The organism is Methyloversatilis sp. XJ19-49 (assembly GCF_024580145.1).
Classification (GTDB): domain Bacteria; phylum Pseudomonadota; class Gammaproteobacteria; order Burkholderiales; family Rhodocyclaceae; genus Methyloversatilis.
The window spans coordinates 108845-129498 of record NZ_JANINI010000006.1 but is presented as its reverse complement, the minus strand read 5'-3'; the positions used below and the strand labels follow the sequence as shown (position 1 = coordinate 129498).

Genomic DNA, 20654 nt, shown 5'->3' with positions numbered 1-20654 from the left:
CAGAACAAGGAGTTCGTCATGCAAAGTGCAGCAGCGAGTTACGTCAGTCTGGATGCCCTGAAATCCAACCGCAATGCGCTGGCCGAGCCGGTCGAGGCGCCCGCCCACGCCGGCTGCGGTACCTCCGGCGGCGAGGGAAAGGCCAGTTGCGGTACCTCCGACGGTCCGGACGACATGCCGGCCGACGTCTGGAACAAGGTCAAGAATCACCCCTGTTATTCGGAAGAAGCGCATCACCACTACGCCCGCATGCATGTAGCGGTGGCGCCGGCCTGCAACATCCAGTGCAACTACTGCAACCGCAAGTACGACTGTTCGAACGAATCGCGCCCGGGCGTCGTGTCGCAGAAGCTTACGCCGGAGCAGGCGGTGAAGAAGGTGGTCGCGGTCGCCAGCGAAATCCCGCAGATGACGGTGCTCGGCATCGCCGGCCCGGGCGATTCACTGGCCAGCCCGAAGAAGACCTTCGAAACCTTCCGCATGCTTCAGGAACAGGCGCCGGACATCAAGCTGTGCCTGTCCACCAACGGCCTCGCGCTGCCCGGTCTGGTCGATGAAATCTGCAAGTACAACATCGACCACGTGACCATCACGATCAACATGGTCGATCCCGAAGTGGGCGCCAAGATCTATCCGTGGATCTTCTGGGACCACCGCCGCGTCACCGGCGTAGAGGCGGCGACCATCCTGCACCAGCAGCAGATGCTCGGACTGGAAATGCTGACCGCGCGCGGCGTGCTGACCAAGATCAATTCGGTGCTGATCCCCGGCATCAACGACGAACACCTGATCGAGGTGAACCGCGAGGTGAAGAAGCGCGGCGCCTTCCTGCACAACATCATGCCGCTGATTTCGGAAGCCGAGCACGGCACGGTGTTCGGCCTGACCGGCCAGCGCGGCCCGACGGCGCAGGAACTGAAGGCAGTGCAGGACGCCTGCATGGGCGGCGCCAACCTGATGCGGCATTGCCGGCAGTGCCGCGCCGACGCGGTCGGCCTGCTCGGCGAAGACCGCAGCGAGGAATTCACGCTCGACAAGATCGAAGAGATGGAAGTGGTGTACGACCTCGATCGCCGCCGCAGCTACCAGGATCGCGTCGAGGCTGAACGCCAGGCTCAGCATGCCGCCAAGGTCGAGGCGCTCGCCGCGACGCAGGACGCCGGTGCCGCCGACGGCATCAAGGTGCTGGTCGCTGTGGCCACCACCGGTGGTGGCCGGGTGAACCAGCACTTCGGCCACGCCGACGAATTCCAGATCTTCGAAGTGTCGGCCGGTGAGGCGCTGTTCGTCGGTCACCGCCGGGTGGACCTGTTCTGCCAGGGCGGCTACGGCGAAGACGAAAAGCTGCCGTCCATCGTCACCGCGATCAACGACTGCCACGCCGTGCTGGTGTCGAAGATCGGCGCCTGCCCGCGCGACGAGCTGAAGACCGCCGGCATCGAACCGGTCGACAACTACGTCGATGAATTCATCGAGAAGGCCGCGCTGTCGTGGTTCGCTGACTACACCGGGCGCGTCGCACGCGGCGAGACGGTGCATGTGGCGCGCGGCGACGCATCGATCCGCCAGGGCGCATTCACGGCCGCCGCATGACCCGATGACCCACGCGACCGCGGCAGCGTGCCGCGGTCACTTCCGAAGGGAGATCACCATGTCGCTCAAGATCATCGCCGACCTCTGTACCGGCTGTTCGGCCTGCGAGCCGGAATGTCCGAACGAAGCCATCAGCGAAAAAAAGAACATCTTCATCATCGACCCCGATAAATGCACGGAATGCGAAGGCGACTACGACACATCGCAATGTGTGGCGGTGTGTCCGGTCGACCATTGCATTCTTCCCCTTGCAGCGTAAGGAAAGACCCATGACAAACGTAACCCTGACACCCGCAGCAGCAAAGTTCATGTCGCGCATGGTGCGCTTCTCCGGCGAGCCCGAAGGCGCCGGCTTCCGCCTGCAGGTCAGCGCGGGCGGCTGCTCCGGCTTCAATTCGGAGTTCACCGTCGAGGCCCAGCTGCAGGCGGGCGATGCGCTGGTCGAGACCTCCGGCGTACGCCTCTTCCTGCCGGCCGAATCGCGCCTGCTGCTCGAAGGCGTGACGATCGATTTCTCGGACACCCCGACCAAGAGCGGCTTGACCTTCATCAACCCGAATCAGGCCCCGTGCGCGTGCAGCAGCAGTTCGACCGGTGCGCAGGCGACGCACAGCCACGCCAGCGGTCATGGCGACAGCCACGCGATGCCCGGCGTCGTGTCGGTCGGCATCGACGCGATCCGGCGCGGCTGAGGGCACTGCGATGTGGTCGGAGAGGCAAACGGATGACATCGCCGACTTCGATCTGGCGGTGCTCGGCGGCGGCCTGCCCGCCGAAGCCGAGCGCCTGATCGGTCGTGCCGGCCTCATCCGGGGCCAGGTCGAAGAAGCGCTCGCGCTGCTCGATCAGGCCCACGCACTGGCGCCGCACCATCCGGCCACGCTGATCGCGCTGTACCGCTTCCACTTCTACGGCAACCGGCTGGACGAGGCACTTGCCGTTTCGCTGCGCGCACTCGCCATGGCGTCGGCCGCTCTCGGGCTGCCGTCCGACTGGCGGCAGGTGGGCGCGGACGCGCGCTTCGGCGCACTCGAGCCGCTGCCGCGCTTCTATCTGTTTTCGCTGAAGGGCTTTGCCTATCTGAACCTGCGTCTGGGCGACCACGACACCGGTCGCGCCGCACTCGCCCGACTGGCCGAACTGGACCCGGCCAACCGGGTCGGTCACCGCGTGCTTGACGACGTGCTCGCCCGCATGGGACGCGACGACATCGGCTACGAGGACTGCCCGGACGTGGCCAAGGCAAGCCGGGTGGAGGCGTGATGATCACCGGACCCACGGATCCGGTCGGCGTCGAGGACGACATTCCGCCGGTCGACTGGCACGGCGTACCGCTCGACTGCACGACCTGTGGCACGCGCAGCGAACTGATCCGCTGCGAGCGCGGCCACGCCTGCGTGCAGGACCGCTATGCCAAGCGCATCGATCGCTTCTTCCGCTGGAATCCGGAGGTCAGCAACGACTACCTGGCGCACCCGTATTTCGAAGTGCGCGCCATCGCCTGCCGGCAGGCCGACGTATTCCACCTGCAGCCGCTGATCGACGACGAGGACGAAACGGTGCGCCTGTCGGTGGCCGTGCGCCTGCCGCTGACGCAGGCGGTGCGCCTGCGCAACGACCCGCATCGCGAAGTGCGCATCCGCGTGGCGATGCGCCTGGAAGGACGCGAACTGCTGGCGATGGCCAACGACGACGACTACTACGTGCGCAAGCTGGTGGCGCGCCGGCTGCCCGAAGCGCTGGTCCCGCGGATGCTCGATGACCGTGAGTGGGAGGTGCGGCTCGAAGCGGTCAAGCGGGTCGGCATGCCGGCGCTGCTGCGCATGTGCGACGACCGCGAGATCGCGGTGCGGCGCGAGGTGGTGGCGCGGCTGCCGGTGGCGCAGCTGTACCGCATGGCGCACGACCCGGCGTGGGAAGTGCGCTGGGAAGTGGCGCAGCGCGCCGGCCGCGAGCTTGCTCGCCTGATGGCGCAAGGCGACGAGGAGGCGGAGGTGCGCGAAGAAGCGCTCGCGCGCCTGAAGACACTGGACCAGCAGACGGGAGCACAGCATGAGTGACATCAGCCGCGACAGCGACACGGTCGAACTGACCGCCGACCCGATCTTCCAGTACGGCGAAAAAGTGGTCAGCCGGTTCACGATCCGCAACGACGGAACGTATTGCGGCAAGGACATCGGCGAGGTGCTGGCCAAGAAGGGGGACGTCGGATTCGTCACCTCGATCGGCACCTTCCTGCAGCAGTACTACATCTATGCGGTCGAGTTCCTCGGTACCGGCCATCGCGTCGGCATGCGCGGTCGCGAACTGGTATCGCTCGACAACCTGCCGCCGCACGTGATCGAGATACTCGGCGATCGTGTCACGCAATTGGCGGCCATCAAGGCGGGAGACGAACGTGTTTGAACTGCGCGAACCGAAATTCGAATGGGGTCAGCGCGTCACGGCGCTGACCGATCTGTTCAACGATGGCTCGCACCCGGAGGTGCCGCTCGACGCCCTGCTGGTGGCCGAAGGTTCGACCGGCGAAATCGTACAGATCGGGCATCACGAAGAAGCCAACCTGCCGGTCTACATGGTCGAATTCGCCGACGGTCCGGTGGGCACCGACGACAAGCCGCGACCCTGTGTGGTCGGTGTGCTCGAAGAGGAAATCGCGCCGGCCTGACCGCCGCGCGTCCGCCCAATGAACCCGCGCACCCGCCCGCCCGCCCGGCAGCCGCAGCACGCACCGCACGCCGTGGTCGCCGAGAGCGAACTGCTGCGCCGACGCGTGCTGCGTGCACTGGAGCGGCGCGAGCGCTACCGCTACGTGCGGCCCGACGTGCAGGCTTCGGACGACGGCTGGGTGGTCACCAGTCCGTGCTGTTCGCGCAATGTCGATCCGGACGGCGGCGTCATCGACATTGCGCTGCTGCAACGCACGGGCGGCGGCTGGACGCTGAGCCGGCGCGACCATGCCAGCGCGAGCTGGGTCAGGCACTCGAAGGGCGTCCGGCTGGACGCCCTGCTCGACGTGCTGTGCGAGGACCCGCAACGGGTGTTCTGGCCATGATCTATCTCGACCACAACGCCACCACGCCGCCACTGCCGGAAGTGATCGAAGCGGTGACCGACTGCCTGCGCAGCGGCTGGGGCAACCCTTCGTCGAAGCATGGATTCGGTCAGCAGGCGCGCGGCGCACTGGCGCAGGCACGCGCCGAAGTGGCCGCGCTGGCAGGTGCGCAGCCGGTCGAGGTGGTGTTCACCAGCGGCGCCACCGAAGCCAATCACCACGCGCTCAGCGGTGCACTGTCCCGTGCCGGCGCAGCACCGCGCGTGCTGCTGTCGGCGACTGAACACAGCGGCTTCATGAAGGCCGCGCTGCGGCTGCGTGAAGTCGGCATTGCAGTCGAACTGCTGCCGGTGGATGGCCAGGGTCGGCTGCAGCTGGATGCACTGGCGACGGCGCTGACCCAGCCCGCGGCGCTGTTGTCGGTGATGACTGCCAACAATGAAACCGGCGTGCTGCAGCCGGTGACCGACATCGCCGCACAGGCGCGCGCCGCCGGCGTGCCCTTCCATGTCGACGCCACACAGATGGCCGGCAAGTTGCCGCTCGACTTCGCCGCCTGGGGTGCCGACCTGATGTCGATGTCGGCGCACAAGTTCGGCGGTCCGAAGGGCTGCGGCGCGCTCATCGTGCGCAAGGGACTGAGCTGGCCGCCGCTGCTGTCCGGCCAGCAGGAACGCGGCCGGCGCGGCGGCACCGAAAACATGCCGGGTATCGCCGGCTTTGCGGTGGCAGCAAGGGCAGCCCGCGCAACGATGCAGCCGGACGGGCTGCGCCTGGGCGCGCTGCGCGACACGCTCGAAGCCGCCCTGCGCGAAATGCTGCCCGGTCTGACCGTGTTCGGCGCCGCATCTCCTCGGCTGCCGAACACGCTGATGCTGGCCATCGCCGGTCTGTCGGCCGACCGCGTACTCGACTGTTTGGAGCGACAGGGCATCTTCGCCTCTTCCGGCGCGGCCTGTTCGTCCGGCGGCACCGAAGCATCTCACGTGCTGCGCGCGATGGGCGTATCGGCCGCCGATGCGCTCGGCGCCGTGCGGCTGTCGCTCGGCCGTGGCAACGACGCGGAACAGATCGCCCGCGTCATCCAGGCGCTGTCCTCGCTCGCACCGCAACAGCCGTCGGCCGCCGCTGCCGCGACCACCCACTGACCATCGATGAACCATCCTGAACGGAGCCGGCAATGAAAGTGATGATCCGCAAGAGCAGCAAGGGAGAACTGTCGCTCTACGTGCCGAAGAAGGACCTCGAAGAGCCGATCGTGCAGATGGAACGGCCCGACATGTGGGGCGGCCAGATCACGCTGGCCAACGGCTGGACGCTGGATCTGCCGGAGATGGCGGCCGACACGCGGCTGCCGATCACCGTCGAGGCCCGGCTCACCGGGGGGCGCGACTGACATGGGACTCGACGCCGAACAACTGACGCAGGTGGCGCGCATCACGCTTGCCGCCGCCAGCCTGCGCGAGGCAGTCGACGGCGTGCGCCGGGTGATTCCCGGCCTGCGCGCGTCGACCGTCGACGCCTTCGACATGCGTGGCGAAACACCGGCGCTGCGCATCGGCGATCGCGACCTCTTCCTGATGCACACGGACGGCCACTGCTGGTCGGTGACCAGCGATCCGCTGGTCGCCGACGGCATCGTGCTGACGCAGAACCCCTGACGCCGGAGACGCCCATGGACAGCGACTGGATTCCTCTTTCGATTGCCGACCTCGGCGCGCGCGAAGCGCAGCTGGTGGCGCAGGTCATGGATTCGGGCCGGCTGTCCGGCGGTCCGATGGTGGAGGCCTTCGAATCGGTGTTCGCCGACCTGCACGCGCGCAAGTACGCGGTGGCCGTGTCGAGCGGCATGATGGGCGCGTGGCTGGCGCTGCGCGCGCTCGGCATCGGCCCGGGCGACGAGGTGATCGCCAGCGCCTACAGCTGGCACCACGTGGCCAACGCCATCGTGCATGCCGGCGCGACGCCGGTGCTGGCCGACATCGACTACTGGTCGGGCGCTGTCGCGCCGCAGGCCGTGGCCGATGCGATCACGCCGCGCACGCGCGCCATCCTGGCCAACAACTGCAACGGTCATCCGGCTGCTTGGGCCGAACTGCGCGCACTGGCCGACCGGCACGCCATCGCGCTGATCGAGGATTCGACCGAAGCCATCGGCTCGCGCTACATGGGCCAGCTGGTCGGTACGTTCGGCGACATGTCCATCTTCGACTTTTCGCAGCCGCTGGCGCTGAACTGCGGCGAAGGCGGCATGGTGCTCACCGACGATGCGAAGCTCGCCAGCGAACTGCGCTACCTGCGCTCGCATGCGTTGGCCGACCGTAACTCGGTGTCGGTCGGCAGCCGCGTGCCGCTGGCCGCCAACATGAGCGACATCGCGGCCGCCATCGGCATCGCGCAGGCCGAACGCATCGACGAAATCCATGCCCGGCGCAAGCAGGTCGAAGTCTGGTACCACCAGCAGATGCAGACCTTCGAAGGCATCAAGCCGCCCTACCTGGCGCAGGATGTCGACGAGGTGCACTGGATGCTCTACGTCGTGCATCTGGGCAAGCGCTTCACGCTGAGCGCGCGCGCGCAGCTGGTCGAGGACCTCGACACCGAAGCGATCGAGGTGGCCGCCTACTGCCGGCCGCTGCACCACCAGTTCCACTACCAGCAGTACGGCTACAAACGCGGCCAGCTGAAGAACACCGACCGCATCGGCGACCGCTCGCTGGCGCTGCCCTTCCACGGCTTCATCGAAGAGGACGAAGTTCGCTTCGTGGTGAAGACGCTGAAGGACGCGGCGACCAATGTCGGCGCCGGCGCCGCCATCTACTGAACCCGACGCATCGCTCGAGGACCCATCATGACCCGCACTCTCACCGATCTGCCCGCCGAACTCGAACATGGCCTGCGCGCAGGCCGCATCGTGCCCTACCTGGGCCAGCACGTGCTGTCGCTGGTGCCCGACTACGCCGTGCCGGGCTCACCCGAAGCGCTGGTTGCGCTGCTCACGGCGAAGGTGTCGGTGCCGCACAAGATCCGCGGCCGGCTGACCCAGGCGGCGCAGTTCATCGAAAACTTCAAGCACCGCAAGACGCTGGTCGACCAGATGAATACCGCATTCGCCGCGGCGCCGCACTACTCGGCCATGCACAGCTGGCTGGCATCGCTCGGCGTACCGCTGATCGTCGACACCTGGTACGACGAAGCGATGGCGGCGGCGCTGCAGGCGGCCGGCGTAAAGTGGGGCGAGGTGCAGGGTCTGTCGCAGTCCGAACACTTCGGCACCTGGACCGGCTGGTACGACAGCGACGGCAATCCGCTGCCCGACCGCACACCGGACTGGCAGACCATCCTGTACAAGCCGATCGGCAGCAGCAACCCGGCCGGCAACTACCTGGTGTCGGACTCCGACTATGTCGAAGTGCTGACGGAGATCGACATCCAGACACCGATCCCGGCCGAGATCCAGGCGCTGCGCACCGGCCGCCACTTCCTGTTCATCGGCTGCCGCTTCAACGACCAGCTCACGCGCACCTTCGCACGCCAGATCATGAAGCGTTCGAGCGACACGCACTGGGCGCTGCTGTCCGAGGAGCCGACGCGCATGGAAGCGAAATTTCTGGCCGAACAGAACATCACCCGCATCGACATGTCGCTGGCTGAATTTGCGGCCCGCATGGCACCGCTCAGCGAAGCGGCCTGATTTCCCACCCCCTCACAGAAAAGGAGAAGCACACCATGGCCACCCTCACCATCATGCCGTCCGGACGCACCCGTGAAGTCGCCGCCGGCACCACGCTGCTGGCTGCCATCCTGGCCGCCGGCGAAAAGCTGGTCAGCAAGTGCGACGGTGAAGCGAAATGCGGCGAATGCCACGTCGCCATCAATGAAGGACGCAAGAGCCTGTCGAAGATCCAGCGCGCCGAAAACGCGAAGCTCGACGAGATCGTCGGCGTCAGTTCCAAGTCGCGCCTGGCCTGTCAGGCCCAGATGGGCGAAGAGAACGTGACGGTGGAAATCCTCAGCTTCGTCTGAACCTCTCAAGAACCGATTACAGGAAGAACACCATGAGCTATGACCTCATCAAGGCCGAACGCGGCCTGTGCCTCGGCAACCGCACCGGCCTGAACGGCAAGTGCAACGGCCAGACCTTTCGCTGCGAATGCGGACAGGTCGGCTGCCGCCAGACCTACGACGATGCCTGTACCGGCCAGGCCTTTTCGGCTGCCTGGCGCTGCGTGAAGTGCGGCGCAGTCGGCAAGGTCGAAGCGCTGAACTTCGAGAACCGCATCGGCGCCTGAGCCTTGGCCGATACGCTGTTCGGTGCCGCATCGCTGGCCATCCTCGAAGAGGCCTGCAGCGACGTGCTCATCCTTGGCGAAGGGCTCGCACGCGAGGACTTCGAACGTTCGCGCCTGACCCGCAGTGCGCTGTGCGGGCGCTTGAAAATCATCGCCGACTGCCTGCACGGGCTGCCCGCCGAGGCGCGCAGCCGGATGCCGGAACTGGGCTGGGATGGCTGGGACGTCACGCGCCGGGTGCTGGAAGGAGCGGCCGATCAAGACGGCACGCTGTGGTTCGCGGTCAGCTCGCTCGCGCCCGCCACGCTGATGTGGCTGCGCGTGTACCGCGAAGAGCAGCCCGCGCTGTTCGCGTTCACCGCCTGCGCCGATTGACGGCACGGCGGGAGCAGGCCGTTGTTGGGCATCGCTGCGCTCACCCCAACCTACGAACCGGTGCATGCCTTGCATGTTGGGCATCGCTGCGCTCACCCCAACCTACTGGGGTGCGGTGACCGGCACGGACTCCATACACCCGCCCCGAACAGTAGGTTGGGGTGAGCGCAGCGATGCCCAACAATCCGAACGTCAGAAATGCATCCACTGCGCTTCATCGTCACCTACGGTGATGCAGGCGCTCACCAGCCGGCCGTCGTCGCCGTAGGCATATACATGGCTCATTTCGACTTCGCCGTAAACCCGCTTCTCGCAACGCAACATGCGCCCGGCGTCATCGTAGGACGCGATGAAATAGGTGTTGCGGTTGCTCAGCGCGTCGGCTGCCAGTTCTTCGGCGAACTGCAGCGGCAGCTTCACACCGCGATAGGTCAGGAAGTAGCGCTGCCGGCTGATCGTTGCATTCATGTCGCGAGCTCAGGATGGTCGTGAGGAGAAGGAGGTGCCCGCAATGAATGTCGGACAGCTGATGGAGAAACTGCGCGCCCTGCCGCCGGATGCGACGGTACTGATCGAGGGCGATGAAGGGTATTCGCCGCTGGGCGGCATCGACGTGCAGCACAACGACAACGGGCTGCCGGATGAGGTGATCCTGCAGCCTGACATGACGCCGGATTGAGCGGGCAGTACTTCTTTCGAGAGGGGATTGTTGGGCATCGCTGCGCTCACCCCAACCTACGGAATGCGCCGATCTGCAGTTTGTAGGTTGGGGTGAGCGCAGCGATGCCCAACATCGGTGGTCGAACCGGCTTGCTCCGCTCGCACCGCCCCGATCACGGTGCTGCACAACCGCCTTCGTTCATGCCGGCCGCGCACCCTTCGGACTGTGCGCGGGAGCGCTGTGCCGCGTGACTGTCGAGGCCGATCCAGGTGTCGATAGCTGCCGGGTCAAAGCCGACCCGGCGTTCGTCGCCGACCTGCAGCAGCGGCCGGCGGATCAGCAGCGGATCGGCCAGCAGCAGAGCGAGCGCGGTGTCGCGATCGACGTCTTCCGGCACGACTCTGCCCGACTTCACGCGCGGCGATGCGCGATTGAACCAGTCGGCCACCGGCAGCGCGTCGACGAACGCCAGCAGTGCGGCCTCCGTCCACTGTGTGGCGAGCAGGCTGCGCACGTCGAGCGTATGGCCGGCGTCGAGCAGCCACTGCTTCTGCTTCGCATTGCCGCCGCACCCGGGTTTTTCGAAGAAGACGATGTGACTCATCGCAGTGCCGCACGGGGCGGGCCGGCGCCCGGCGTTTCCGCCGGGCGCAGCCGCGTCAGACTGGACGGTTCTCGTACAGGTTGCGGATCGGGCCCATCAGCTTCAGGCCCTCTTCGAACGTGACTTCCGGGAACTTGCCGGTGAACTTGAGTGCGGCGTCGGCCACGGCATCCACCTTGCCAGCTGTATCGAGCCGCTTCAGTTCGGTCTTTTCCAGATACAGCAGTTCGAGCAGTTCGTTGTACACCGTCGCCTCGTCGATCGGCAGGATGTAGAAGGTCGCGCCGCCATACTGCACCTGGTACTTCTTCGACAGGTCGATGTTGTCGCAGAACAGGAAGTACTTGCCGGTCGGCGACAGCGCGTCGCCGAGCACGTCGGCCAGCAGCTTCAGGTATTCGAACGACAGCAGGAAACCGGTCAGGAAGGGAATCTGCTGCTCGCCCTCGTGCGCGGCGGCAATCACCTGGTCCATGCTGATTTCCGGCGGACGCGCCTCGTCGGCGAACTGCTGCGCGAACTTCAGCGCGATGTCGCCGCGGAAGCCGACACGATCGGCCTTGTGGGTCGGCCCCTTGAAGACGGCGTTGAGCATCCGCTTCTCGTTTTCCAGCGTGGCAAATGCAGAGCTAGCTATGGTGATGCTCATGGTGGTTCCCCTGATCATTGCGGATGAAATCCGCGGTCTTGAAAAAAGCCTGCTCAAGCTGCTGCCGCAACGCGGCATCGTCTACGACTTCCTGCAGCGCCTGTCGCATGCAGTCCATCCACGCATCCCGTTCGGCGGTGCCGATCGGAAATGCCAGGTGTTTGCGGCGCAGCCGAGGATGGCCGCGCTCGGTCGAATAGCGCTGCGGACCGCCGGTCCACTCGACCAGATAGTTCACCAGTATCTGGCGCACAGACCGCAGGTCGGCCGAGTGCATCGCGCGAATGCCGGCCGCCGCCGGCTGCGTACTCATGTGGTGATAGAAGCGCTGGACCAGACGTTCGATCGCAGCTTCGCCACCGATGCGCTCGAAGTGGGGATTGCCGCCGGAAGAAGCTGAGCTGACGGAGGGAGCGACAGGCTTGTATGCAGGCGGGCGGGTTTCCATGGTATCGGGTACGCGTGTTGATGCAGGCATACAGCAAGCGCCGTACCCGCTCGCTGTCCGGGATGAGCAACGCCCACCTGCAGGCCGTTTGCGCCATTCGCGACAGACCTTGCGCCGAGCCGGCCATTCCGCACAGCGCTGCGATGAATGTCGCGTTTGTCACATCCGTCCGTCGGCCCGTCAGATGCCGCGCTTGCGTTGAGAACTGGCGTCCGGAATGGCTTCTGGCGATGTTGAACGCGAGTGGCACGGCAGTTGCTGAAGTGACCTCGCACCGACCATGACTCGCCGCAGTGGCAACCACGAAGACCAATAAAGGCACGAGGGGCTGCATCCGGTGGCACGGTAAGCGCCAAGGACCATACGGTCGGCGGCATCCAACTGTTCATCGACTCAGGAGTGACATCGAAATGGCAAAACTTCGGCAAATCGCCTTTTATGGCAAGGGTGGGATCGGCAAATCGACGACCTCGCAAAACACACTGGCCGCGCTGTCGGATCTGGGCCAGAAGATCCTCATCGTCGGCTGCGATCCCAAGGCCGACTCGACCCGCCTGATCCTGCACGCAAAGGCACAGGACACCATCCTGTCGCTGGCCGCCGAAGCCGGTTCGGTGGAAGACCTCGAGCTCGAGGACGTCATGAAGATCGGCTACAAGGACATCCGCTGCGTCGAGTCCGGCGGCCCGGAACCCGGCGTCGGCTGCGCCGGCCGTGGCGTGATCACCTCGATCAACTTCCTCGAGGAAAACGGTGCCTATGACGGCGTCGACTACGTCAGCTACGACGTGCTGGGCGACGTGGTGTGCGGCGGCTTCGCCATGCCCATCCGCGAGAACAAGGCGCAGGAAATCTACATCGTGATGTCGGGCGAAATGATGGCCATGTACGCGGCCAACAACATTTCCAAGGGCATTCTGAAGTACGCCAATTCGGGCGGCGTGCGCCTCGGCGGCCTGGTGTGCAACGAGCGCCAGACCGACAAGGAACTGGAACTGGCCGAGTCGCTGGCCAAGATGCTCGGTTCGCGTCTGATCCACTTCGTACCGCGCGACAACATCGTGCAGCACGCCGAACTGCGTCGCATGACGGTGCTCGAATACGCACCGGATTCGAAGCAGGCAGGCGAGTACCGCACGCTGGCCGAGAAGATCCACGCCAACGCCGGCAACGGCACGATCCCGACGCCGATCACGATGGACCAGCTCGAAGACCTGCTGATGGAGCACGGCATCATGAAGCAGATCGACGAGTCGCAGGTCGGCAAGAAGGCCACCGAAGTCGCCTGAGAAACCGAGAGTCGAGGGTCGGGAGCCGCGGGTCGCAAAGCCCGCAGGCTCCCGGCCTCCGCCGGCGACCCCACGGTTCTCCTCCCTCCGCTCTCGATACGTACAGGAGTACTCAAATGAGCATGACGATTGACGAAAAGAAGGCCCAGAACGCAGCTCTCATCGAAGAGGTGCTGAAGGCCTACCCGGAAAAGACCGCCAAGAAGCGGGCCAAGCACCTCAATGTTCACGAGGAAGGCAAGCCTGACTGCGGCGTCAAGTCGAACATCAAGTCGCTGCCCGGCGTGATGACCATCCGCGGCTGCGCCTACGCAGGTTCAAAGGGCGTGGTGTGGGGTCCGATCAAGGACATGATCCACATTTCGCACGGCCCGGTCGGCTGTGGCCAGTATTCGTGGGCGGCGCGACGCAATTACTACATCGGCGTGACCGGTGTGGACACCTTCGTGACGATGCAATTCACCTCCGACTTCCAGGAGAAGGACATCGTTTTCGGCGGCGACAAGAAGCTGGAAGTCATCATGGATGAAATCCAGAACCTGTTCCCGCTGAACAAGGGCATCACTGTGCAGTCGGAGTGCCCGATCGGCCTGATCGGCGACGACATCGAAGCGGTGTCCAAGAAGAAGTCGAAGCAGTACGACGGCCACACGATCGTGCCGGTGCGTTGCGAAGGTTTCCGCGGCGTGTCGCAGTCGCTCGGCCACCACATCGCCAATGACGCGATCCGTGACTGGGTGTTCGACAAGACCGAAGACAAGCGCCCCGACTTCGTGTCGACGCCGTACGACGTGGCCATCATCGGCGACTACAACATCGGCGGCGATGCCTGGTCGAGCCGCATCCTTCTCGAAGAGATGGGTCTGCGCGTGATCGCCCAGTGGTCCGGCGACGGCACCATCGCAGAGCTGGAGAACACCCCGAAAGCCAAGCTCAATGTGCTGCACTGCTACCGCTCGATGAACTACATCAGCCGGCACATGGAAGAGAAGTACGGGGTGCCCTGGGTCGAGTACAACTTCTTCGGCCCGACCAAGATCGAGGAGTCACTGCGCGAAATCGCTGCGCACTTCGACGACACGATCAAGGCCAACGCCGAAAAGGTGATCGCCAAGTACAAGCCGCTGATGCAGGCCGTCATCGACAAGTACCGTCCGCGTCTCGAAGGCAAGAAGGTGATGCTGTTCGTCGGCGGCCTGCGCCCGCGTCACGTCATCGGCGCCTACGAGGATCTGGGCATGGAAGTTGTCGGCACCGGCTACGAGTTCGGCCACAACGACGACTACCAGCGCACCACGCACTACGTCAAGGACGGCACGCTGATCTATGACGACGTCACGGGTCACGAGTTCGAGAAGTTCGTCGAGAAGGTGAAGCCCGATCTGGTTGGCTCCGGCATCAAGGAAAAGTACGTGTTCCAGAAGATGGGCGTGCCGTTCCGCCAGATGCACAGCTGGGACTACTCGGGTCCGTATCACGGCTATGACGGCTTTGCCATCTTCGCCCGCGACATGGACATGGCGATCAGCTCGCCGATCTGGGGCCTGTCGAAGACGCCCTGGAAGACGAAGTAAGCATCTGCAGTGAAACGTAGGGTGGGTTGAGGGCACCGAAACCCACCACGAACGACCCGCGTGTCGACGGGCCGGGTGGCTTGATGCTGCCGGCCCACCCTACATCAAGGAGCTATCAACCATGCCTCAATCCGCCGAAAAGATTCTCGATCACGAGTTGCTGTTCCGTGAGCCCGAGTACCAGAAGATGCTCGCCGACAAGAAGTCCGAGTTCGAATTCAACCACGCCGACAGCAAGATCCAGGAAATCGTCGAATGGACGAAGACCGAGGATTACAAGCAGAAGAACTTTGCCCGCGAGGCGCTGACCGTCAATCCGGCCAAGGCCTGCCAGCCGCTGGGCGCCGTGTATGTCGCCAACGGCTTCGCCAAGACGCTGTCTTTCGTGCATGGCTCACAGGGTTGCGTGGCCTACTACCGTTCGCACTTCTCGCGCCACTTCAAGGAGCCGACCTCGTGCGTGTCGTCGTCGATGACGGAAGACGCAGCCGTGTTCGGCGGCCTGAACAACATGATCGACGGCCTCGCCAACACGCTGAACCTGTACAAGCCGGAAATGATCGCGGTATCGACCACATGCATGGCGGAAGTCATCGGTGACGACCTGAACGCCTTCATCAAGACCTCGAAGGAAAAGGGCAGCGTGCCGGCCGACTTCGACGTGCCGTTCGCCCACACCCCGGCCTTCGTCGGCAGCCACATCACCGGCTACGACAACGCGCTGCTGGGCATCCTGCGTCACTTCTGGGACGGCAAGGCGGATACCGCACCGAAACTCGAGCGCGTACCGGACGAGTCGGTCAACTTCATCTTCGGCTTCGATGGCTTCGTTGTCGGCAACATGAAGGAAATGAAGCGCATCCTCGGTCTGTTCGGCATCGACTACAACATCATCTGCGATCCTTCGGAAGTGTGGAACACGCCGACCGACGGTGAATTCAGGATGTACGAGGGCGGCACGACGAAGGCCACCGTCGAGCGCGCGCTGAACGCCAAGGCCACCATCATCTTCCAGGGCTACTGCTGCGAGAAGACCAGCAAGTTCATCGCCGAGCACGGCCAGGAGGTCGTCGTGCTGCACAGCCCGATCGGCGTCGCCGGCACCGACAAGTTCCTGATGGAACTGTCGCGCATCACCGGCAAGCCGATCCCGGCCGAGCTCGAGCTGGAGCGCGGCCAGCTGGTCGACGCGATGGCCGACAGCCAGGCTCACCTGCACGGCAAGCGCTACGCCATGTACGGCGATCCGGACATGATGCTCGGCATGACCGAGTTCCTGCTCGAACTCGGTGCCGAGCCGGCACACATCCTGGCCACCAACGGCGAGAAGGAGTGGGCCGCCAAGGTTCAGGACGTACTCGACGCCTCGCCCTACGGTGCCGGCTGCAAGGTGTATCCGAAGCGCGACCTGTGGCACATGCGCTCGCTGCTCTACACGGAGCCGGTCGATTTCCTGATCGGCAACACCTACGGCAAGTACCTGGAACGCGACACCGGCACGCCGCTGATCCGCATGGTGTTCCCGATCTTCGATCGCCACCACTACCATCGCTACCCGATCTGGGGTTACGAGGGCGGCCTGCGCGTACTGGTCATGCTGCTCGACGAGTTCTTCGAGTCCATCGATGTGAACACAATCGTCCCGGGCAAGACCGACTACTCGTACGACATCATCCGCTGAGCACGGGCACCGGGGGCAACCCCGGTCCGAACAGAGCAGTCCCGACGGGCTGCCCGGTTTTCCGGGCAGCCCGTTTTTTTGCATCACGACGAGGCCAAGACCTGCGTTGGGCATCGCCTTCGGCTCACCCCAACCTACGGGCTCCCGCGCGCTTGATCCATCGTAGGTTGGGCTGAGCGCAGCGATGCCCAACGCCGGACATCCCCTTCGGTTCGACCCAACCCACGTGATGTTCCGTAGTTCCGTAGGTTGGGGTGAGCGCAGCGATGCCCAACATCGACATGTGATCCCGCGGGACTCCCCGCCTCATTCCCCGAACCGACCTTCGATCGCCGCACCACGGCCGCCCCAGTCGGCGGGCAGGACGCCCCGCTCGACATAACGGTGGAAGGACGAGTGTGGCCAGTCGGCGACGCGTTCGACCAGTCCGTGTTGCACCGGGTTGAAGTGGATGTAGTCGACGTGGCGCGCGAAATCGCCGTCATCACGAACGAGGTGCTCCCAGTATCGCCGCTGCCACACGCCACGCTCACCCTTACTGAGGCGGCTGGCGTTCATCGTTTCATCACGCGGCAGCGCGCGCGAGAAGGCCGCCTTGACCAGCATCCAGCGCGTCGCATAGTCGGCATCGCCGGCCGGGAGCGTCCACACCATGTGCAGATGGTCCGGCAGGACGACCGCCGCATCGATGTGGAAGGGGTGATGCAGCGCCGTGACGCGAACAGCCTCGCGCAGCGACCCGATATGACTTTGCAGCAGACCGGATGACCGGTCGGCCAACACGAGCGTAAAGAAGAAGGTCGCGCCGGGGGCGGACGAGCGGCGGTAGCGCATCCGGCAATGATGAATGCATTGCGCGTGCATGAGGCTCGGGATGTTGGGCATCGCCTCCGGCTCACCCCAACCTACGGAGACGGGGTGGGAATACTGGGCGCCGATGTGGCGTTGGGCATCGCCTTTGGCTCGCCCCGACCTACATGTGTTCCTGTAGGTTGGGGTGAGCGCAGCGATGCCCAACGCTCGGCCACGATCAGAGCGGAAGGCCGAAGTCCGGGGCGATCAGCTTGAGCCAGGCGTCCAGGCGCTCGGCGGTGANGGGTGCGCGCTGCTTGCCCCAACGCTCGGCCACGATCAGAGCGGAAGGCCGAAGTCCGGGGCGATCAGCTTGAGCCAGGCGTCCAGGCGCTCGGCGGTGAGGTCGGGCTGGATGTCCTGGTCGATGGCCAGACCGACGAACTTGCCGTCGATGATCGACTGCGACACATCGAACTTGTAACCGTCGGTCGGCCAGGCGCCGACGATCTTGGCGCCGGCGTCCTTGAAGAAGTCGTACAGCAGGATCAGGCCGTCGACAAACTCGTGAGCGTAGGTGTCCTGGTCGCCGAGGCCGTACAGCGCCACCGTCTTGCCGGCGAAGCTTGTGCCCTTGAGTTTGTCGAGCGCCTCGGCCCAACTCTCGTCGTCGCACTCGGCTTCCAGCCCGGGCAGCAGGCCGTCGCCCAGCGTAGGCGTGCCGAGGATCAGGAAGTCGTAGGCGGCGAGGTCGGCCGGCGTCGCCTTGTTGATGTTGACCGGCTCGGCCATCGTGTCGTCGTCGAAGCGCTTCTTGATCTGCTTGGCGATCTTGCGCGTACTGCCGCTGTTGGTGCCGAAGAAAAGTCCGATGCGTGCCATGGTGGTTTCCATTCAGATGAGGTGGGTCAGGAAGCGGTTTCAATTTCGTGCGCCTGGTCCATGCCGCGGAAGATCGCGCAGCGCTTGAACACGTCGAGCGTCGGCAGGCAGGCCTTGTGCTGGCAGTACTTGGCAGCGAGCTTCGACAGGCCCTTGATGTCGCGTCCGGTGGCGGCGGGGAACAGCACGGTCAGTTGCGCGATCAGCGCGTCGTCGATGTCGAGCGCGAACTGCGCCGCCATCACCTGCCAGATGCGAGCACGCGCCGCATGGTCGGGCGGCACGTACTTGATCAGCGCGATGCAGCGCGACACGATGGCTTCGTCGATGTCGTCGACGCGGTTGGTGGTCAGGAACAGCAGGCCGTTGAAGTACTCGAGCACGCGCAGGAATACGCCGACCACGGCGTTCATCGTGATGTTGTCGTCGCGCCGCTTGATATAGACGTCGGCCTCGTCGATCAGCATCACCGCGCCCCAGCGCTGGGCGCGGGTGAGCACGTCCTTCAGCGCGGTTTCCATCTGCGCCACATTCAGGCCGAGCTGGCCCGAATGCACGCGGTACAGCGGACGGCGGATGATCTCCGAATACACCTCGGCGGTCAGCGTCTTGCCGACGCCGGCCGGGCCGGCGCACAGCACGGTCGTGCCGCCCGACTTGCCGGCGATGATGTCGTCCATCAGCACGTCCATCTCGGCGGTCAGGATATCGATCAGATCGGTCTGTTCCGGCGGCAGCACCAGCTTCTGCTTCAGCGCCGGCTGGTAGGCGTAGGGCGAGATGTCGTCGACGTGCACCCACAGATAGTGGTGCAGGTCGAGGTGGAACATCAGGATGTAAGGGTGCACCGGCAACTGCGAAAAAAGGCCTTCTGGCATCGCGTCGCGCGAGGCGCCGACCTCTTCTTCGGCGTCGTAGCGGTTGCTCTTCGCCGCCTTGCGCAGATACGGACCGAGGATGTCGCCCGGCGCGTCGAGCAGCAGCGTGCGCGCCGGCAGGATGCCTTCGTCGTTGACCAGACGCGCCGCGCCGCCGCAGGCCGACAGCACGACGACGTCCTTGCGCGTCCAGTCGGTGTCGCGGTGGCTGGCGCCCGGATCTTCGGCGTGGAAGCCGGTGCCGGTGCCGGAGAACTGTTCGCCGTAGCGGCCGCGCCAGTCGAAGTAGCGGCCGATGGTGTCGTCGTAGGCGTCGATCAGTTCCGGCGTCTCTTTCAGGAAGCCCTTGGCGGCCAGTATTTCGCCCACGGTGCGGTCGACCACGTCGGCGCCGTAGATGCGGATGACGGCAGTCGCAAGCGTGGCTTTCACATTGGCCTTCAGCTCGATGAACACCTTGCCGGTTTCATCGCTTCCGGCCGGCGTGTAGTCGAGCCGGCTGACCACCCAGGGCAGTGGCCGGGTCATCAGATTGGCTGTGAACAGCCAGCCGCGGATGGCATCTGTCGCCAGGTGGCGCGCCAGCGCCGGCACCAGCGATTCGAGGTCGCCGGCGGCGAAGCGCCGGCCGTCACCTTCCAGCGCACGCTGCAGCGTGGCCAGGTGCGCGGCGCGCGCCTGCATGGCCGGCCCCGCCTCGCTGTAGAGCTTGCCGAGGAAGCGCATGGCGTCGATGGACAGCCGCGACACCGGCACTTCAACCCGATTGCCGAAGCGAAGCTGCTCGCGCAGCGTCGCCAGGTCGGGGAAGGCGTCGATCATGCTCTCGACGTGCGGGGCGTCGATCAGGACTTTCATCGCCGGGCGCTCAGCGCAGCACCACCGGGATTTCGAGCGGCGTGCGACGGCCCAGCTGGGTGTCGACCTTGCGCCGCACGTTCTCTACCTTGAGCGGACGCAGCAAGGTGCTTTCCGCACCCAGTGCCAGAGCCGCCCTGACGTCGTCGTCGTCGGCATCGCTGCACACCACGAGCATCTTCACGCCGCCCAGCCCTTCCTTCAGGCGCGTCACCACGTCAACGCCTTCGCTCGCCAGCACGCCGGCACCGAGCAGCAGCAGGTCGGGCGGCGCGCTGCGGCCCTTGGCAAGCGCCTCGGCGCTGTCGGCCAGCACATGGGTTTCCATTTCGTCGGCCAGCATGAACTGCAGCGCCATGCTGACGACGTCGTCGTTGTCGACCACGAATACGCGCTTGTTTTCCACCGCGCGCTGGCTGTCTACGCCGATCTGCATGCTGGTTGCCTCCGTGTCGATGGGTGTCTGCCGACACATGAGCAAGCTTCGTTCCCGTCGCGGCACGTCTCCTGCTTCACGCCCCCTGTGTGCAACCCATCCTGACGGGAGAAGCGAAATGACGATCCATGTAAAGACGACGGAAGACGGCCGCAAGGTCGAAGTGATCGACGATGCCGTATGCCTTGACGGGAGGCCGGAAGCCACGAAGCTGGTGCCGCTGATCGAGCACCCGAACCGCCAGGCCATCCTGCGTGCGGTGCCGCAGGCCACGCACATGGCCGGGCGCATCGCGCTCACCCTGCCCGAGTCGGCCATCGCGCAGGACGCCCTGAACGCGGCAAGCCGTGACTTCGACGCCAGTCCTGGCGGCATTGCACGGCGCCTGCAGGCGGCCATCTATCAGAAGGCAAAAATGGACGGCATCGAGTGATGCCGCCGGCGCGACACCTGCCAAACCCGACAAAGCCGTGTCGCAAACCGCTCACGGTTTGTCGGACTGAAGGGCGTCGTGACGCTACTGCGCTGATTCGATGGCTGCTTTGTGCGCTGCAGCGGCTTGGCATCATTCCTGCTGAAGTGGCTGC

Annotated in this window: 29 protein-coding genes; 21 read left to right on the top strand and 8 right to left on the bottom strand. The window is 65.1% G+C overall.

The genetic code is table 11. From position 1 onward, the window contains the following. The first annotated feature begins 18 nt into the window (after positions 1-18). From nifB to NMQ16_RS09045, 16 genes are read left to right on the top strand one after another with little or no spacing between them, the layout of a single operon-like run. Positions 19-1593, top strand: a complete 1575-nt coding sequence (gene nifB, locus NMQ16_RS09120; protein ID WP_257080253.1) for a nitrogenase cofactor biosynthesis protein NifB — start codon at positions 19-21, stop codon at positions 1591-1593. A 4-nt stretch (positions 1594-1597) separates the two neighbouring features. Then, positions 1598-1852, top strand: coding sequence for a 4Fe-4S binding protein (locus tag NMQ16_RS09115; RefSeq protein ID WP_306441759.1), 255 nt, complete (start codon positions 1598-1600; stop codon positions 1850-1852). A gap of 10 nt (positions 1853-1862) precedes the next feature. Continuing rightward, positions 1863-2285, top strand: a complete 423-nt coding sequence (locus NMQ16_RS09110) for an iron-sulfur cluster assembly accessory protein (protein WP_257080252.1) — start codon at positions 1863-1865, stop codon at positions 2283-2285. Positions 2286-2295: 10 nt separating this feature from the next. Next, positions 2296-2856: a M48 family metallopeptidase gene (locus tag NMQ16_RS09105; protein WP_257080251.1), complete on the top strand. Its 561-nt coding sequence runs from the start codon at positions 2296-2298 to the stop codon at positions 2854-2856. Beyond that, positions 2856-3653, top strand: coding sequence for a 4Fe4S-binding leucine-rich repeat protein (locus tag NMQ16_RS09100; protein WP_257080250.1), 798 nt, complete (start codon positions 2856-2858; stop codon positions 3651-3653). The genes NMQ16_RS09105 and NMQ16_RS09100 overlap by 1 nt, the downstream gene beginning before the upstream one ends. After that, entirely contained in the window at positions 3646-3999 is a 354-nt protein-coding gene (locus NMQ16_RS09095) for a nitrogen fixation protein NifZ (RefSeq protein ID WP_257080249.1), read from the top strand. The genes NMQ16_RS09100 and NMQ16_RS09095 overlap by 8 nt, the downstream gene beginning before the upstream one ends. Further along, positions 3992-4261, top strand: a complete 270-nt coding sequence (locus tag NMQ16_RS09090) for a nitrogen fixation protein NifZ (protein WP_257080248.1) — start codon at positions 3992-3994, stop codon at positions 4259-4261. The genes NMQ16_RS09095 and NMQ16_RS09090 overlap by 8 nt, the downstream gene beginning before the upstream one ends. Before the next feature lie 18 nt (positions 4262-4279). Next, positions 4280-4648, top strand: coding sequence for a hypothetical protein (locus NMQ16_RS09085; protein ID WP_257080247.1), 369 nt, complete (start codon positions 4280-4282; stop codon positions 4646-4648). Next, complete coding sequence (locus NMQ16_RS09080; protein ID WP_257080246.1) at positions 4645-5796, top strand: cysteine desulfurase family protein; 1152 nt, start codon at positions 4645-4647, stop codon at positions 5794-5796. The genes NMQ16_RS09085 and NMQ16_RS09080 overlap by 4 nt, the downstream gene beginning before the upstream one ends. A gap of 32 nt (positions 5797-5828) precedes the next feature. Beyond that, on the top strand, positions 5829-6044 hold the full coding sequence (gene nifT, locus NMQ16_RS09075; protein WP_069038332.1) for a putative nitrogen fixation protein NifT: 216 nt from the start codon (positions 5829-5831) through the stop codon (positions 6042-6044). Between the two features lies 1 nt (position 6045). Further along, positions 6046-6309 (top strand): hypothetical protein, encoded by a 264-nt coding sequence (locus NMQ16_RS09070; RefSeq protein WP_257080245.1) that lies wholly within the window; start codon positions 6046-6048, stop codon positions 6307-6309. Positions 6310-6323: 14 nt separating this feature from the next. Further along, entirely contained in the window at positions 6324-7472 is a 1149-nt protein-coding gene (locus tag NMQ16_RS09065; RefSeq protein WP_257080244.1) for a DegT/DnrJ/EryC1/StrS aminotransferase family protein, read from the top strand. Positions 7473-7499: 27 nt separating this feature from the next. Beyond that, positions 7500-8342: an SIR2 family protein gene (locus NMQ16_RS09060; RefSeq protein ID WP_257080243.1), complete on the top strand. Its 843-nt coding sequence runs from the start codon at positions 7500-7502 to the stop codon at positions 8340-8342. A 35-nt stretch (positions 8343-8377) separates the two neighbouring features. Further along, positions 8378-8674: a (2Fe-2S)-binding protein gene (locus NMQ16_RS09055; protein ID WP_257080242.1), complete on the top strand. Its 297-nt coding sequence runs from the start codon at positions 8378-8380 to the stop codon at positions 8672-8674. A 32-nt stretch (positions 8675-8706) separates the two neighbouring features. Further along, positions 8707-8940 (top strand): hypothetical protein, encoded by a 234-nt coding sequence (locus NMQ16_RS09050; protein ID WP_257080241.1) that lies wholly within the window; start codon positions 8707-8709, stop codon positions 8938-8940. A gap of 3 nt (positions 8941-8943) precedes the next feature. After that, positions 8944-9315 (top strand): hypothetical protein, encoded by a 372-nt coding sequence (locus NMQ16_RS09045; RefSeq protein WP_257080240.1) that lies wholly within the window; start codon positions 8944-8946, stop codon positions 9313-9315. A 192-nt stretch (positions 9316-9507) separates the two neighbouring features. Here the strand turns inward: NMQ16_RS09045 and NMQ16_RS09040 are convergent, their stop codons facing one another. Beyond that, a complete protein-coding gene (locus NMQ16_RS09040; protein ID WP_257080239.1) occupies positions 9508-9783 on the bottom strand; it encodes a DUF6156 family protein in 276 nt (91 codons plus the stop codon). Between the two features lie 43 nt (positions 9784-9826). On the opposite strand from NMQ16_RS09040, the gene NMQ16_RS09035 reads away from it, so the two are divergent. After that, positions 9827-9994: a hypothetical protein gene (locus NMQ16_RS09035; RefSeq protein ID WP_257080238.1), complete on the top strand. Its 168-nt coding sequence runs from the start codon at positions 9827-9829 to the stop codon at positions 9992-9994. A gap of 154 nt (positions 9995-10148) precedes the next feature. Here the strand turns inward: NMQ16_RS09035 and NMQ16_RS09030 are convergent, their stop codons facing one another. Genes NMQ16_RS09030 through NMQ16_RS09020 form a run of 3 tightly spaced genes read right to left on the bottom strand, consistent with a single transcriptional unit; the run spans position 10149 to position 11677 of the window. After that, positions 10149-10580, bottom strand: coding sequence for an ArsC/Spx/MgsR family protein (locus NMQ16_RS09030; RefSeq protein WP_257080237.1), 432 nt, complete (start codon positions 10578-10580; stop codon positions 10149-10151). 55 nt (positions 10581-10635) lie between these two features. Further along, positions 10636-11229, bottom strand: coding sequence for a hypothetical protein (locus NMQ16_RS09025; RefSeq protein WP_257080236.1), 594 nt, complete (start codon positions 11227-11229; stop codon positions 10636-10638). Then, entirely contained in the window at positions 11210-11677 is a 468-nt protein-coding gene (locus tag NMQ16_RS09020) for a group II truncated hemoglobin (RefSeq protein ID WP_257080235.1), read from the bottom strand. The genes NMQ16_RS09025 and NMQ16_RS09020 overlap by 20 nt, the downstream gene beginning before the upstream one ends. Before the next feature lie 410 nt (positions 11678-12087). Here NMQ16_RS09020 and nifH point away from each other — a divergent pair, with 410 nt between their 5' ends. The 3 genes from nifH (at position 12088) to nifK (ending at position 16221) form a co-directional block, all read left to right on the top strand. Beyond that, positions 12088-12966, top strand: a complete 879-nt coding sequence (nifH, locus tag NMQ16_RS09015; protein WP_069038340.1) for a nitrogenase iron protein — start codon at positions 12088-12090, stop codon at positions 12964-12966. Between the two features lie 116 nt (positions 12967-13082). Beyond that, positions 13083-14540: a nitrogenase molybdenum-iron protein alpha chain gene (gene nifD, locus NMQ16_RS09010; protein ID WP_257080234.1), complete on the top strand. Its 1458-nt coding sequence runs from the start codon at positions 13083-13085 to the stop codon at positions 14538-14540. A gap of 121 nt (positions 14541-14661) precedes the next feature. Continuing rightward, on the top strand, positions 14662-16221 hold the full coding sequence (nifK, locus tag NMQ16_RS09005; protein ID WP_257080233.1) for a nitrogenase molybdenum-iron protein subunit beta: 1560 nt from the start codon (positions 14662-14664) through the stop codon (positions 16219-16221). A 306-nt stretch (positions 16222-16527) separates the two neighbouring features. Here nifK and NMQ16_RS09000 read toward each other — a convergent pair whose 3' ends face one another. The 4 genes from NMQ16_RS09000 to NMQ16_RS08985 all read right to left on the bottom strand — a co-directional run bounded on the left by NMQ16_RS09000 (position 16528) and on the right by NMQ16_RS08985 (position 20067). Further along, entirely contained in the window at positions 16528-17106 is a 579-nt protein-coding gene (locus NMQ16_RS09000; RefSeq protein ID WP_257080232.1) for a transposase, read from the bottom strand. Between the two features lie 246 nt (positions 17107-17352). After that, the gene (locus NMQ16_RS08995; RefSeq protein ID WP_257080231.1) at positions 17353-17895 is read right to left on the bottom strand and encodes a flavodoxin; all 543 of its coding nucleotides are present in this window, start codon (positions 17893-17895) and stop codon (positions 17353-17355) included. 26 nt (positions 17896-17921) lie between these two features. Then, on the bottom strand, positions 17922-19631 hold the full coding sequence (locus NMQ16_RS08990; RefSeq protein ID WP_257080230.1) for an ATP-binding protein: 1710 nt from the start codon (positions 19629-19631) through the stop codon (positions 17922-17924). 10 nt (positions 19632-19641) lie between these two features. Beyond that, positions 19642-20067 (bottom strand): response regulator, encoded by a 426-nt coding sequence (locus NMQ16_RS08985; RefSeq protein WP_257080229.1) that lies wholly within the window; start codon positions 20065-20067, stop codon positions 19642-19644. Positions 20068-20185: 118 nt separating this feature from the next. Here NMQ16_RS08985 and NMQ16_RS08980 point away from each other — a divergent pair, with 118 nt between their 5' ends. Next, on the top strand, positions 20186-20500 hold the full coding sequence (locus NMQ16_RS08980; protein ID WP_257080228.1) for a hypothetical protein: 315 nt from the start codon (positions 20186-20188) through the stop codon (positions 20498-20500). Positions 20501-20654 lie beyond the last annotated feature (154 nt).